The following is a 15,138-nucleotide window of genomic DNA, read 5'->3' on the forward strand; positions in this document are numbered from 1 at the left end:
AAAACGAGAATGTATAAGTATTAAAATAAGATTATAAAAGTCTTTTTTCTTGTATCTATTCTCTAACATCTTTTCAAAATGAACGAAGAAATTAAATCATTCACCATTTCGGTTTATACCGAAAACAATATTGGGTTGCTTAATCGCATATCTGCTATTTTTCAACGTAGACATATCAATATTGAAAGCTTAACAACGTCCCAATCTGAAATCGAAAGCGTCAATAGATTTGTTATCGTTGTAAATATCACAGAAAGTCAAGCGATAAAAGTGGTTAAGCAAATAGAGAAGCAAGTGGAAGCCTTGAAAGCTTATTATCATACAGATGAAGATACTATTTATACCGAATCGTGTATGTTTAAAATAAAATCCGATTTATTGTTTGAAGAACCACAAATTCAGAACATTATAAAAGACAGTAACGCCAGAATCGTAACGGTTAACAAAAAGTTTTTTGTACTTGAAAAATCGGGCAGACGTCATGAAATTGAATTATTACGAAGAGAACTTAATGTTTTTGGAATCATGCAATTTGTGCGTTCAGGACGTATTGCCGTGACTAAAGAAGAAATGAAAATAAGTGAAATGCTATCAGCATTCAACAACCAATTATAACATAAAAACAACATTTAAGAATGGGAAATTATTTTAATACATTGTCGTTAAGAGATAAATTAAATCAATTGTCGAAGTGTAGATTTATGGAAACTGCAGAATTTGCAGATGGCGTAGAAGTTTTAAAAGGTAAAAAAATTGTCATCGTAGGATGTGGTGCGCAAGGCTTAAACCAAGGATTGAATATGAGGGATTCTGGATTGGATATTTCTTACACCTTACGTGCCGAAGCTATCAAAGAAAAACGCAAATCTTATTTGAATGCTACTGAAAACGGGTTTAAAGTTGGGACTTATGAAGAATTGATTCCGACTGCCGATTTAGTTTTAAACTTAACTCCAGATAAGCAACATACAAGTGTTATTAAAGCGGTTATGCCCTTAATGAAAAAAGGCGCAACTTTATCATATTCCCACGGGTTTAACATTGTTGAAGAAGGCACGCAAATCCGTAAAGACTTAACCGTTATTATGGTGGCTCCTAAATGTCCTGGTACAGAAGTAAGGGAAGAATATAAAAGAGGTTTTGGTGTACCAACGTTAATCGCTGTACACGAAGAAAACGATCCAGAAGGTAAAGGTTGGGCGCAAGCAAAAGCTTATGCAGCTGCTACTGGTGGTGATAGAGCAGGTGTTTTGGCATCGTCCTTTGTGGCTGAGGTAAAATCAGATTTAATGGGCGAACAAACGATTCTTTGTGGATTGTTACAAACAGGTTCTATCCTTTGTTTTGATAAAATGATTGAGAAAGGAATTGATGCTGGCTATGCTTCAAAATTAATTCAATATGGTTGGGAAACTGTAACAGAAGGTCTTAAATATGGCGGTATTACCAATATGATGGACAGACTTTCAAATCCTGCTAAAATAAAAGCGTTTGAATTATCGGAAGAATTAAAAGATATCATGCGTCCGTTATTCCAAAAACACATGGACGATATTATGGAGGGTCGTTTCTCAAGTGGTATGATGGCAGATTGGGCTAATAATGATAAAGATTTATTAGGATGGAGAGCTGCTACAGCAGAAACAGCATTTGAAAAAACACCAGCTGGAAATGTTACCATTACAGAACAAGAATATTATGATAATGGTGTGTTAATGGTGGCGATGGTTAGAGCAGGAGTAGAATTAGCTTTTGAAGCTATGACCGATTCTGGAATTATTGATGCCTCTGCATACTACGAATCTTTACACGAAACACCACTTATTGCAAATACCATTGCAAGACGTAAATTGTATGAAATGAACAGCGTTATATCTGACACAGCAGAATATGGTTGTTATTTATTTGATCATGCTTGTAAACCTTTATTGGCTGATTTCATGAAGAAAATCGATACAGACGTTATTGGAAAACCTTATGCTAAAGATAATGGTAAAGGGGTAGATAATGCTAAATTAATAGAGGTAAATGCCGCTTTAAGAAACCATCCAGTTGAGAAAATAGGAACCTTCTTAAGAGCTTCCATGAAAGCTATGAAACCAATAGTTTAATACATCATTTATGAATAAGGAAAAAACCGTATATTTTCCTAGCATTAAAAAGATTAAAGTAGCTGCCGATACCATTAAGAAGGTATCGGCAGTTACGCCTTTAAGCCCTAGCGAAAGATATTCAAAAGAGTTTGGAGCAAACATTTTGTTGAAACGCGAAGATCTTCAGCAAGTACGTTCCTATAAAATCAGAGGGGCTTACAACAAAATAAGTTCACTAACAGCAGCTGAATCTAAAAACGGTGTCGTTTGTGCAAGTGCAGGCAATCATGCTCAAGGTGTTGCTTTATCTTGTAAATTATTGAAGATTAAAGGAACCATTTACATGCCCACACCAACGCCAAATCAAAAAATCGAACAGGTTAAAATGTTTGGTGAGGATTTTATAGACATCAAGATGGTTGGCGATACCTATGATGATGCTTATCATGCATCTATGTTAGAATGTAAAGAACTTAATAAAACATTCATTCATCCTTTTGATGATGAAAAAGTTATTGAAGGCCAAGCAACCATTGGTCTAGAAATTCTAGAACAAACTAAAGAACCTATTGATTATGTTTTTATAGCTGTTGGTGGCGGTGGTTTAGCGGCAGGATTATCATCTGTTTTCAAAGAATTATCACCTAGCACAAAAATCATAGGATGTGAGCCTGAAGGCGCACCTTCGATGTCTTTATCCATAAAAAACAATAAAAATACAGAACTTCAGCATATTGAAAGATTTGTTGATGGCGCTGCTGTAAAACGTGTTGGCGACTTAACATTTCCTATTTGTAAAGAGAATTTACATGATATGATAACCGTGCCGGAAGGCAAAGTGTGCCAAACTATTTTAGAACTTTATAATAAAGATGCTATTGTTGTGGAGCCAGCAGGTGCTTTAAGTATTTCCGCATTAGATTTTTACGCTGAAGTTATAAAAGGCAAGAATGTAGTTTGTGTGATCAGTGGCGGCAATAATGACATTACCAGAACAGCCGAAATAAAGGAACGTGCTTTATTGTTCGCCAATTTAAAACATTATTTTATTGTGAAATTCCCGCAGCGTGCTGGAGCTTTGAAAGAATTTGTGGTTGATATTCTTGGGCCAACGGATGACATCACGCATTTCGAATACACAAAAAAAACAAACCGCGAAAATGGCGCAGCATTGGTTGGGATTGAATTAAAATCCGCCAACGATTTAGAGCCATTAATCACAAAAATGAAACAGCATAACTTTTTTGGAGACTATCTTAACGATAAACCAGACTTATTTCAGTTTTTAGTCTGATTTTAGTCATCAAAATATTCGCGAAATCGATTTCGGTTTATACATTTTATATACAATTAAGCTAAGTGCTAAGAATATGCTATTTTTTAATAGATGTCCTTTTTTAGAAGGCTCATAATTAAAAATATAGGTATCTTAGCAATACCTTTTTATATATAAAATTTCGTCATGACTACAACATTTTCAGAAATACCAGAAGCATATAAAATCAATTCTCTTTTGCATCAAAAATCATATTTGGTTGCAGGTGAGCTTAAACAATGGAATGGAACTACTTCCGAAGTATATTCTACTATTTCTTCAACCGAAGACTATAAACCAACTTTATTGGGTACTGTTCCAGAACTCGGTGCCAAAGAGGCTTTAGATGCTCTAAATGCGGCACAGGAAGCTTATGAAAATGGACAAGGTTTGTGGCCAACCATGAAGGTTGTAGACCGCATTGCTTGTATGGAGACTTTTGTGAAGCTAATGAAAACCAAAAGAGCAGAAGTTGTTAAACTTTTAATGTGGGAAATAGGGAAAAATCTGCCTGATTCCGAAAAGGAATTTGATAGAACGGTTGATTATATATATGATACTATTGAAGCTTACAAACAAATAGATAGGGATTCTGCTAAGTTTGAAAAGAATGATGGCGTATATGCCCACATCCGTAGAGGGCCACTTGGTGTTGTTTTATGTTTAGGGCCTTATAATTACCCGCTTAACGAAACCTTTACCTTGCTTATTCCTGCATTGATTATGGGGAATACGGTTATTTTTAAACCAGCTAAATTGGGAGTGCTTTTAATTTATCCATTACTTGAGGCATTTCAAAAAAGTTTCCCAAAAGGTGTTGTAAACATTATTTATGGTCGAGGTCGCGTCTTGGCTGCCCCCATTATGGAATCTGGGAAAGTTGATGTGTTGGCATTGATTGGGAACAGCAAATCTGCCAATATACTTCAAGAGAAGCATCCAAAAAAGAACAGATTGCGTCTGGTATTGGGCTTAGAGGCTAAAAATCCTGCCATTGTATTGCCCGATGCCGATTTAGATTTAGCTGTAGATGAATGTATTACGGGAACCTTATCTTTTAATGGTCAGCGTTGTACGGCACTGAAGATCTTATATGTTCATGAATCTGTTGTTGAGGAATTTAACAGGCGTTTTTCATATAAAGTGGATTCGTTGAAATTTGGAAACCCGTGGGAGCCTGGAGTAAAGTTAACACCGCTTCCAGAAGTTGATAAACCAGCTTACATACAAGGATTAATTGATGATGCTATCAGTAAAGGAGCCAAAATTATTAACAAAAAAGGAGGCGAAACATCTGAGAACTTTATTTATCCTGCTGTGTTATATCCTGTTAAAAAAGATATGAGAGTGTTCAATGAAGAACAGTTTGGGCCAGTAATTCCAGTGGTTTCTTTCTCAGATATAGATGAGCCTTTGGATGATATGGCAGAATCAAATTATGGTCAGCAAGTTAGTTTGTTCGGAAAAAATGTTAATACACTATCACCATTAATAGATACTTTAGTAAATTTGGTGTGTCGAGTAAATTTGAACAGTTCTTGTCAACGTGGACCAGATGTATATCCATTCACAGGTAGAAAAGATTCAGCAGTCAGTACCTTGAGTGTGCATGATGCGTTAAGGTCTTTCTCTATCAGAACATTTGTAGCATCAAAAGATAATGAGTATAATAATGCTATTTTGAATGAGTTGTTAAACAAGAAAACGTCAAATTTTATAAGCACAGATTATATTTTATAAAACAAAAACTAAATTTAAAGCATGAACAAGAGACACATTAATTATGTATTGGTAACTATTTTTTCACTAGTCATTTTCACAAGCTGCGGTGGAGAAAAGAAAGAAGAACAACAAAAAGAAACTATTAAATTAGGGGTTCAAAAAGAAGAGGAAGAACCAAAAGCTGATGTTAATAGTAACGTTACTGAGATTGTTATAACCGGCGATGATATGATGAAATTTGATTTATCTGAAATCAAAGTGAAAGCAGGTCAGAAAGTAAAAATAACATTAAGGCACAAAGGCAAAATGGATGTTAATGTTATGGGACACAATTTTGTAATACTTAAACAAGGTGTTGATGTGGCTGAATTTGGAGCAAAAGCCGCAGTTGCTAGAGATACCAAATACATTCCTGCAGGTTCAGAAAAGGATATTGTAGCACATACCGATTTAATTGGAGGAGGACAAACATCATCTATTGAGTTTGATGCTCCTGAAGCTGGAACTTATGATTTCTTATGTAGCTTCCCAGGACATTACGCTCTGATGAAAGGTAAGTTTATTGTTGAATAACGATTTTGATTAAGTAATTTTTACTTTTAGAAAAAGCCCATTTAGGGCTTTTTTTATCTCTATTATTTCCTTTGTTTTATTATAACCAAATTTTAAAAAATATGTTAAAAAAGGTGTTTTGAATTTATTTAATACTACGAGTTTAATAAATATATTTATTTTTATTGAAGAAATTGCTATTTTACATGGCGATTACCAAACCAACTAAACCAAATAATTATGAATGAAGTAAATAAAAACAAAATTTTCTTAGCTGCTTGTGTTTCACTTGTAGTAACCTCTATGACATTTGCTATTAGAGCAGGAATCTTAACCCAATTGGGGACTGATTTTGAAATTTCAAATGAAAAATTAGGATGGATTAATAGTATGGCATTTTTAGGGTTTCCTCTAGCAATGATTATTGGAGGTCTGTTGTATAATTCTATAGGTGCAAAAAAATTGATGACCGTTGCTTTTGTATGTCATATTTTAGGGCTAATCCTAACTATTTATGCCGGCGGATTTTGGATGCTAATTATTTCAACGTTCTTCATCGGTTTTGCTAATGGCTCCGTTGAAGCAGCTTGTAACCCAATGATTGCTGATATGTATACAAATAACAGAACAGCCATGCTAAACAAATTCCATGTTTGGTTTCCTGGAGGTCTTGTTATAGGTGCCTTGGTATCACAATTCATGTCAAGTAACGGCATGGGTTGGCAAATGCAAATTGCGGTCATGTTAATTCCAACATTGATTTATGGATATTTGGTGTTTTCCCAGAAATTCCCAGAAGGAGACAATATTGAATCCAACACCTCACAAAATATAAAAGCATTAGCAAATCCTTTATATATTTTTATTTTATTATGCATGTCATTAACAGCTGTATCAGAATTCATTCCGCAACAATGGGTAGAAAAAATATTAGGTAGTTCTGGTGCAAGTCCTATGCTGGTATTGGCTTTAGTAACAGGAATTATGGCTTTGGGACGTTTCTTCGCAGGGCCGATTGTGCATAAATTAAATCCCATAGGCGTATTATGGATGTCTGCCATTACGACAACGGTAGCCATTTATTTAATGAGTATTGCTGATGGTGCTTTGATTTACGCCGCGGCAGCTTTATTTGCACTTGGGGTTTGTTATTTCTGGCCAACAATGATTGGTTTTATTTCTGAATACACTTCAAAAACGGGTGCTTTAGGAATGTCGTTAGTAGGCGGTATGGGTATGTTTGCGACCTCCATTTGGAATCCCATTATTGGTTCTATGCTAGATACAGAAAAACAAAATGCTATGGCATCAGGATTAGTAGGTGCAGCCGCTGATATTGTAGCAGGTAAATCCATATTAGGATTTATGGTTTACTTCCCTTTAACATTAGTGGTATTATTTGGAATATTATTTTTCATGCGTAAAAAAATCGAGGAAAAAAGAATTCCACAAACAGGACATTAAATTATTTTAAGATTTAAAAAAAATGAGTAAAAAATTAAGAATGGGAATGATTGGTGGTGGCACAGGGTCATTCATTGGTGATGTACACAGAAAAGCGGCTTCCATTGATGGATTAATTGAATTGGTATGTGGGGCTTTCAGTAGTAATTCAGAAAAATCAATTCAATCAGGTAAAAATTTATTTCTTCCAGAAAACAGATGTTACGGAAGTTATGAAGAAATGATTTTGAAAGAAAAAGAATTGCCAGAAGATGTTAGAATGGATTTTGTTGCCATCGTAACACCTAATCACATGCATTTTCCACCAGCAAAGTTCGCTTTGGAACATGGATTCCACGTGGTTTGCGATAAACCCGTTACGCTTACTTTAGATGAAGCTACAGAACTTCAAAAAGTAATTGAAAAAAGCAACAAATTATTTGCATTAACGCACAACTATACTGGAAATGCTATGGTTAAGCAGGCTAAGGCAATGGTTGATAGTGGTGATTTAGGAAACATCAGAAAAATACAAGTGCAGTATTTACAAGGATGGTTATCTACCGCTGTTGAAAGTACAGATAATAAACAAGCGTCGTGGCGCGTGGACCCAAAACGTTCTGGCATTGGCGGTGCATTGGGCGATATTGGAACGCATGCTGAAAATTTAGTTGAATATATTACTGGTTTAAAAATTAAAGAATTAGCGGCCGATCTTGGAAGATTTGGTAAAGGTAGAACTTTGGATGACGATGGAAATTTATTGCTTCGTATGGAAAACGGTGCTAAAGGAACCATGTCGATTTCCCAAATAGCTTTAGGTGAGGAAAATAACTTGGCTATTAGAGTGTATGGTGAAAAGGGAAGTATTGAGTGGCATCAAGAAAATCCGAACGAATTAATCACCCGTTGGTTAGACAAGCCAAAACAAATTTTCACGCCTAACGGCAATGGTTTGTATCCAGAATCAACGTCTGTTACTAGAATTCCGGCAGGACATCCTGAGGGTTATTTAGAGGCCTTTGCAACCATTTATAAAAACTTTGCAATGCATTTGATGGCTCTTAAAGATGGAAAAAACATTAAAAAACCAGATTATCCAACCGTAGAAGATGGTATAAGAGGCATGAAGTTCATTTACGCTTCTGTAGAAAGTGATAAAAATAATGCCGCTTGGGTAAAACTAAATTAAAATAATAAAGAGATGAAGACATTAAAAGGACCTGCTGTTTTCTTAGCGCAATTCGCAGGAAGTGAAGCACCATTCAACAGTTTGGATGGCATGTGCCAATGGGCAGCAGATTTAGGATATAAAGGCATACAAATCCCAACTTGGGAAACAAATTTAATAGATGTTGAAAAGGCGGCTGAAAGCCAAACCTATTGCGACGAGTTAAAAGGAAAAATCAATTCGTATGGTTTGGAAATCACCGAATTATCGACACATTTACAAGGGCAATTGGTAGCTGTTCATCCAGCTTATGATACTATGTTCGATGGTTTTGCACCAGAGAAATTCAGAAACAATCCAAAAGCCAGAACGGAATGGGCGATTGATTTTGTGAAAAAATCTGGAACTGCTAGTGGACGATTAGGTTTAAAAGCGCATGCGACGTTTTCTGGCGGATTTTTATGGCATACCGTTTATCCTTGGCCACAACGTCCAAAAGGATTGGTTGACATGGGATTTGAAGAATTGGCTAAACGTTGGCTACCCATTTTAAATCATTTTGATGAACATGGGGTTGATGTTTGTTATGAAATCCATCCCGGTGAAGATTTACATGATGGGATTTCTTTTGAGCGTTTCTTAAAAGCAACGGGTAATCATAAACGCGCCAATATTCTTTATGATCCAAGTCATTACATCCTTCAGCAATTGGATTATTTAACGTTTATTGATTATTACCACGAACGTATTAAAGCATTCCATGTAAAGGATGCCGAATTTAACCCTACAGGAAAGCAAGGTGTTTATGGTGGGTATTCTGATTGGGCAGACCGTGCGGGACGCTTTCGTTCTTTAGGGGATGGGCAAGTGGATTTTAAAAGTATTTTTTCAAAATTAACTAAGTACAAATGTGATGTTTGGGCCGTCATGGAATGGGAATGTTGTATCAAATCTTCTGAGCAAGGTGCGAGGGAAGGAGCTCCTTTCATTCAAAGTCATATTATTGAAGCTGCGGAAAGAAGTTTTGACGATTTTGCCGGAGGTGAAGTAGATAAAGATCATTTAAAGAAAATTCTAGGATTATGATTAGAAGAATAAGTTTATCACTTTTAATCACGGTACTATATGCGACAAGCTGGTCGCAAGAAAAAAGTAATGAAAATTACATCGAACCCACCAAACCAGAAGCCACCGAAATTTGGGAGCCTAAGCCGCCAACAGTAACTCCAGGAAAAAATGGTGCACCTCCAAGTGATGCCATCGTCTTATTTGATGGAACTAATTTTAGTGAATGGACAAGCCCTAGAGATTCTTCTGAGGTTAAATGGACACTCAATAAAGATGGTAGTATGACGGTAAAATTGGGTAGAGGCATAGGCGACATACAAACCAAACGTAACTTTGGAGATATACAACTTCATTTAGAATGGAAATCACCAGAAAAAATTGTGGGTGACGGACAAAATAGAGGTAATAGTGGTGTTATCATTCAAAAATTATATGAAGTACAGGTTTTAGACAATAATGATAACGAAACCTATGTAAACGGACAAGTGGGGTCTGTTTACAAACAATCCATTCCTTTAGCCAAAGCATCCGTTCCAACAGGGGAGTGGAATACGTATGACATCATATATCATGCGCCAGTGTTCGGCTTGTATGGAGACGTTGTTAAAAAGGCAACGATGACCGTGTTGCATAATGGAGTGCTTATTCAAGATCATTTTGAATTAATTGGTCCCATGACCTTCATTGGGTGGCCTAAATATAAACCGCATGGAAAAGCGCCCATACTATTACAAAATCACAATAGTGAAGTAAGTTATCGAAACATTTGGGTTAGAGAGCTTTAATATAAAAGAATTTACAAATACTAAACAACAAGAGCGCATACAATTGGTACGCGCTTTTTGTTTTTATAACCATTATAAAATGGGTTTAATGTTGAATAATTAAAAACAAAACCCAGAAAAAGGAGAGATATTAATAATTTTTATAAAAAAAAAGATAATTTTAACAGACGTAATAAATAAAATCATAATTTTACACTATGAATACATTAAAAAATAAAATACGTCCTTCATCCCCCGGTTTCCGCGCGAGTATTTCTCGTCGCAGCTTCTAGTCATTCAATGACCCAAAACCGAAACGTAATTTTAATTTTTTTTTATAGTGTATAAAATTTCATCCATAACATTTCAAAGTTTATTTAATATAGTAATTAACCCATATTTTATGTGCGTTATTTATCCGCGCCGCCCTTAGGTTATTTGCCGTTTTTGAATTAGGTGAGTCCAGTTCAGTACATTGAAAAATTAGCCTTAATCTTTAACTCTTATTATAAATTATTAATGGAAGTTATAATTGCCAATGAATCACATTCTAAATACGCAGAAATTATTTGCGAAACTATTGCAGAGTCTGCTGCGGTTAGAGGCACGGGTATTGCGAGGCGTACACCCGAATACATCACAAAGAAAATGGTTAATGGAAATGCTGTTATTGCTTTAGATGGTGATAAATTTGCTGGATTTTGTTATATAGAACTTTGGGGTCATGGTAAGTTTGTAGCCAATTCAGGATTAATAGTGCATCCAGACTATCGAGGAGCAGGGTTAGCAAAAAAAATAAAACACAAGGTATTTAAACATTCTAGAACTAAGTTTCCAGATGCTAAAGTATTTAGTATTACAACGGGTTTAGCGGTTATGAAGATGAACACGGATTTAGGTTATAAACCTGTGCCATTTTCAGAATTAACCGATGATCCAACGTTTTGGGATGGCTGCCAAACATGTAAAAATTATGATGTTTTAACGCGTACCAATAGAAAAATGTGCTTGTGTACTGGGATGTTATATGATCCAAATGACAAAAGCAAAGAGCCAATTAAAATTAAAGAAAAAGTTTTCAATAGATTGAAACAAATCAAAGAGACCATGTTTTTAAAAAAAGATAAAAAATAATGTCAATAAAAATTAGTAAGGCATGTGGTGGCAGTATTGAGGCATCTAAATGCGCCATAGGATTATCAAATGAATTTAAGACACATACATTAATATGAATACAATATTGGATATAGAAATTAATAGTGCTATAGAAAGTGCTGAACGTTTTTGTGAAGAATCAGGCATGGAAATACAGCTCGTTTATAGGCTTTCAAATAAAGCATTAGAAGTGATTTCTGAAAGATCGAAAGTACTTCCTACGTTGTATTACGTCAGTGTCGACATGTTAAGAAAACGTGCTGAAAATGGTTGCTTTATATTAAAAAAAGACGGTGAAATTTATGGGCATATTTTTGTTCACGAACATGTTGTTAAAGGCCATTTTGTATACGAACGTTCGTCATTGTGGGTGGATGATCAATTTCGTAATTATAATCTTGGTTTGTTATTAATGGCTAAAATGACAGAATTATTTAGTGATACATTTCTTATTTCGATTGCGCAAACGCCTAAAGTTCATCATTATAACGAAATACTGGGGATGACTCATGTGACACTATCTAAAATGTCTGTCGTATTAGTTCAAGAACTTGAGAAATTAGGAAAGCTTCGTGATGAACTTAATTTTAAGTATTATGTTAATGCATGTTTCGAGTCTGAAATTAGAGAATTAAAATAAAAAATAAGTTATATAAAAATAATAGCATGAAACGAGCTTGTTCAAAATTTTTATTCCTTCGGAGAATGATTAATAGCGAAAAGCATGTGACCATTGAAAACAATTAATATAAACACATGAAAAAATTAGTGATAGCATACAGTGGCGGTTTAGATACGTCCTACTGTGCGGTAAGTTTGTCGAAAGAATTTGATGTGCATGCGGTTAGCGTCAATACAGGTGGATTTACCAAAGCCGAAATCGATCATATTGAAAGTAATGCCTATAAAATGGGTGTTACTACGTATAAAAATATCGATGCCGTAGCCACATTTTACCAAAAGGTGGTTAAGTATTTGATTTTTGGAAATGTATTAAAAAATAATACGTATCCCTTATCTGTAAGTGCAGAGCGAATCATACAAGCTATTGAAATTGTTGAGTATGCTAAGAGTATAGATGCAGAATATATAGCTCACGGAAGCACAGGCGCTGGAAATGATCAAGTACGTTTCGATATGATTTTCCAAACATTGGCGCCAGAAATTCAAATCGTTACACCTATTAGGGATAAAAAGCTAAGCAGACAAGAGGAAATAGATTATTTAAAAGCTAATGGTATTGACATGTCTTGGGAAAAAGCGAAGTATTCAGTAAACAAAGGACTTTGGGGAACTAGTGTTGGTGGTTCGGAAACCTTGACATCTGATAAGCCTTTACCTGAAGAAGCATATCCATCACAGTTAAAACACGCAGAGCCTGAAAAAGTAAAACTGACTTTTATGAAAGGGGAGTTAATAGCTATAAATGGCATAGAAAATGACCCAGAAATCAATATTGAAGTATTAAACAATCTGGCGAAAGCTTATGCTATTGGTAGAGATATTCATGTGGGAGATACGATTGTGGGTATAAAAGGTAGGGTTGGTTTTGAAGCCGCGGCGGCATTGATAACTATTAAAGCCCATCATTTATTGGAAAAACATACACTTACCAAATGGCAATTACAACATAAAGAATATTTAGCTAGTTTTTATGGCATGCATTTGCACGAAGGTCAGTATTTAGATCCCGTTATGAGAAATATTGAAGCATTTTTAGAAAGCAGTCAAGATAAAGTCAGTGGCGATGTGGTAGTCACTTTAAAACCATATCATTTTACGTTGGATGGGATTTCATCTAAACACGATTTAATGAATGCGAAGTTTGGAAGTTATGGCGAAGAAAATAAAGGATGGACTCCAGAAGAAGCAAAAGGTTTTATTAAAATTTTCGGCAATCAGAACAAAATATATCAACAAGTAAATTCCGGATCATGATTCAAGTAGGCATTATAGGTGGCGCAGGTTACACGGCAGGAGAATTGATACGATTACTTATCAATCATCCTGAAACCGAGATTAATTTTGTGTATAGCACATCTAATGCTGGCAATAAAATTAGTAGTGTTCACCAAGATTTGTTGGGCGATTTAGACCTTAAGTTTACAGATACTATCAATCCGAATGTAGATGTATTATTTTTATGTTTGGGACATGGGAATTCTGTGAAGTTTTTATCAGCTAATGCGTTTTCAGATACTACTAAAATTATTGACTTAGGAAACGATTTCAGATTAGAAAAAGATAAACAATTCCATGGAAAATCGTTTGTCTATGGTTTACCAGAATTACAAAAAGAAACCATTAAAAAAGCGGATTATATAGCCAATCCAGGATGTTTTGCAACAGCAATCCAATTGGCATTATTACCATTGGCACAGCAAAATGTGTTAAGTGATGATGTGCATGTGAATGCGGTTACAGGTGCTACGGGAGCGGGAACATCGTTATCGGAAACCTCCCATTTTCCGTGGAGGGATAACAACTTTTCGTATTATAAACCCTTTACGCACCAACATTTAGGGGAGATTAATCAGTCGGTTAAGCTATTGCAAAACAGCTTTTCTTCTGAAATTCTTTTTATGCCAAACAGAGGAAATTTTTCAAGAGGTATTTTTGCAACGGTTTACACCAACTTTGAAGGTACATTAGAAGATGCTAAAGATTTGTTCAAAGCGTTTTATAAAGATGCTAAGTTTACGTTCGTTTCAGATGACGTGTTGCATTTAAAGCAAGTGGTAAACACCAATAAATGTTTGATTCATTTGCATAAACACAATAATAAATTATTGGTGACGAGTATTATAGATAACCTTTTAAAGGGAGCATCCGGACAAGCAATTCAGAATATGAATTTAATGTTTGGTTTAGAAGAAACAACAGGATTGCAATTAAAAGCAACGTATTTTTAAAGCCCCACCTAACCTCCCCAAAGGGGAGGAATGATTTGTGGTAATTTTAAAAATTATAAATAAACAGGAATGATTAAAAACAAGCCATTAATAAACAAATAATTAGACAACTTAATTAGTGAATTGGTGGCAATTAAAGGGTTAAAAATGAAAATAGCTATCATCGGAACAGGAAATTTAGGAAGCTCCATAGCCAAAGGACTTATTAAAAACAAAACGTTTACGTCGTTATACTTAAGTGATAAGAATACGACGGCTGTAAATAGTTTTAATTCGGTTGAAAACGTCACTATTACCAATGACAATATGTTGGCAGTAGAGCAATCGGATATGGTTATTTTCGCTTTGCAACCGAAACATATCAATGCTGTTTTGGAAAGTGTTGCTTCTAAGATTACCGCTAACCATGTGGTTATTTCTGTTGCTGCTGGTGTTGACATTGCCAGGATTGAAGGTATTATTGGGAAGGATAAAAATATCATTCGTGTGATGCCCAATACAGCTATTTCCATTGGAAAATCCATGACTTGCATTGCCGCCAACGAAAAAGCCCAAGATAAAGTGGCTTTAGCGCAAAATATATTTAACCAATTAGGAACAACCATGGTCATTCCTGAGGATTTGGTACAAGCCGCCACCGTTATTTGTGCGAGCGGTATCGCGTTTTGGATGCGCCTTGTGCGTGCTACAACGCAAGGTGCCATACAATTAGGTTTTGAAGCAGAACAGGCACATGAATTAGCTACGCAAACGTGTTTTGGAGCAGCCAGTTTGTTACTGGAATCCGGGAGACATCCTGAGCAGGAAATAGACCGCGTTACAACCCCAAGTGGTTGTACCATTGAAGGTTTAAATGCGATGGAACACCAAGGGTTGAGTTCGGCTTTAATACAAGGTATCGTGGCGTCGTTTGAGAAAATTAACCAAATTAAAAAGAATTAAA

General features: G+C 35.4%; 14 protein-coding genes. All 14 read left to right on the top strand.

Features of this window, described 5'->3' with window-relative positions:
• The first annotated feature begins 78 nt into the window (after positions 1–78).
• The 14 genes from ilvN to proC all read left to right on the top strand — a co-directional run bounded on the left by ilvN (position 79) and on the right by proC (position 15,137).
• The gene (gene ilvN / locus CDH49_RS04945) at positions 79–615 is read left to right on the top strand and encodes an acetolactate synthase small subunit (RefSeq protein WP_100614265.1); all 537 of its coding nucleotides are present in this window, start codon (positions 79–81) and stop codon (positions 613–615) included.
• Between the two features lie 20 nt (positions 616–635).
• Positions 636–2,111 (top strand): ketol-acid reductoisomerase, encoded by a 1,476-nt coding sequence (ilvC, locus tag CDH49_RS04950; RefSeq protein ID WP_100614266.1) that lies wholly within the window; start codon positions 636–638, stop codon positions 2,109–2,111.
• 10 nt (positions 2,112–2,121) lie between these two features.
• Positions 2,122–3,387 carry a threonine ammonia-lyase IlvA gene (gene ilvA, locus CDH49_RS04955; RefSeq protein ID WP_100614267.1) on the top strand — a complete coding sequence of 422 codons (1,266 nt, stop codon included), beginning with the start codon at positions 2,122–2,124 and terminating at the stop codon, positions 3,385–3,387.
• A gap of 168 nt (positions 3,388–3,555) precedes the next feature.
• Entirely contained in the window at positions 3,556–5,148 is a 1,593-nt protein-coding gene (locus CDH49_RS04960; protein ID WP_100614268.1) for an NADP-dependent glyceraldehyde-3-phosphate dehydrogenase, read from the top strand.
• A gap of 21 nt (positions 5,149–5,169) precedes the next feature.
• The gene (azu, locus tag CDH49_RS04965) at positions 5,170–5,703 is read left to right on the top strand and encodes an azurin (RefSeq protein WP_100614269.1); all 534 of its coding nucleotides are present in this window, start codon (positions 5,170–5,172) and stop codon (positions 5,701–5,703) included.
• Positions 5,704–5,922: 219 nt separating this feature from the next.
• Positions 5,923–7,146, top strand: coding sequence for an MFS transporter (locus tag CDH49_RS04970; protein WP_100614270.1), 1,224 nt, complete (start codon positions 5,923–5,925; stop codon positions 7,144–7,146).
• Between the two features lie 22 nt (positions 7,147–7,168).
• Positions 7,169–8,317, top strand: a complete 1,149-nt coding sequence (locus tag CDH49_RS04975; RefSeq protein ID WP_193434710.1) for a Gfo/Idh/MocA family protein — start codon at positions 7,169–7,171, stop codon at positions 8,315–8,317.
• Positions 8,318–8,329: 12 nt separating this feature from the next.
• Complete coding sequence (locus CDH49_RS04980) at positions 8,330–9,382, top strand: sugar phosphate isomerase/epimerase family protein (RefSeq protein ID WP_100614271.1); 1,053 nt, start codon at positions 8,330–8,332, stop codon at positions 9,380–9,382.
• Positions 9,379–10,149, top strand: coding sequence for a 3-keto-disaccharide hydrolase (locus tag CDH49_RS04985; protein WP_100614272.1), 771 nt, complete (start codon positions 9,379–9,381; stop codon positions 10,147–10,149). Before CDH49_RS04980 ends, CDH49_RS04985 begins: the two co-directional genes overlap by 4 nt.
• A 498-nt stretch (positions 10,150–10,647) precedes the next feature.
• A complete protein-coding gene (locus CDH49_RS04990) occupies positions 10,648–11,262 on the top strand; it encodes a GNAT family N-acetyltransferase (protein ID WP_100614499.1) in 615 nt (204 codons plus the stop codon).
• Between the two features lie 94 nt (positions 11,263–11,356).
• Positions 11,357–11,923: a GNAT family N-acetyltransferase gene (locus CDH49_RS04995; protein WP_100614273.1), complete on the top strand. Its 567-nt coding sequence runs from the start codon at positions 11,357–11,359 to the stop codon at positions 11,921–11,923.
• 116 nt (positions 11,924–12,039) lie between these two features.
• Positions 12,040–13,221, top strand: a complete 1,182-nt coding sequence (locus CDH49_RS05000; RefSeq protein ID WP_100614274.1) for an argininosuccinate synthase — start codon at positions 12,040–12,042, stop codon at positions 13,219–13,221.
• Positions 13,218–14,195, top strand: a complete 978-nt coding sequence (gene argC, locus CDH49_RS05005) for an N-acetyl-gamma-glutamyl-phosphate reductase (protein WP_100614275.1) — start codon at positions 13,218–13,220, stop codon at positions 14,193–14,195. Before CDH49_RS05000 ends, argC begins: the two co-directional genes overlap by 4 nt.
• A 147-nt stretch (positions 14,196–14,342) precedes the next feature.
• The gene (gene proC, locus CDH49_RS05010) at positions 14,343–15,137 is read left to right on the top strand and encodes a pyrroline-5-carboxylate reductase (RefSeq protein WP_100614276.1); all 795 of its coding nucleotides are present in this window, start codon (positions 14,343–14,345) and stop codon (positions 15,135–15,137) included.
• Position 15,138 lies beyond the last annotated feature (1 nt).

Source organism: Confluentibacter citreus (assembly GCF_002807055.1).
Taxonomy (GTDB): Bacteria; Bacteroidota; Bacteroidia; order Flavobacteriales; family Flavobacteriaceae; genus Confluentibacter; species Confluentibacter citreus.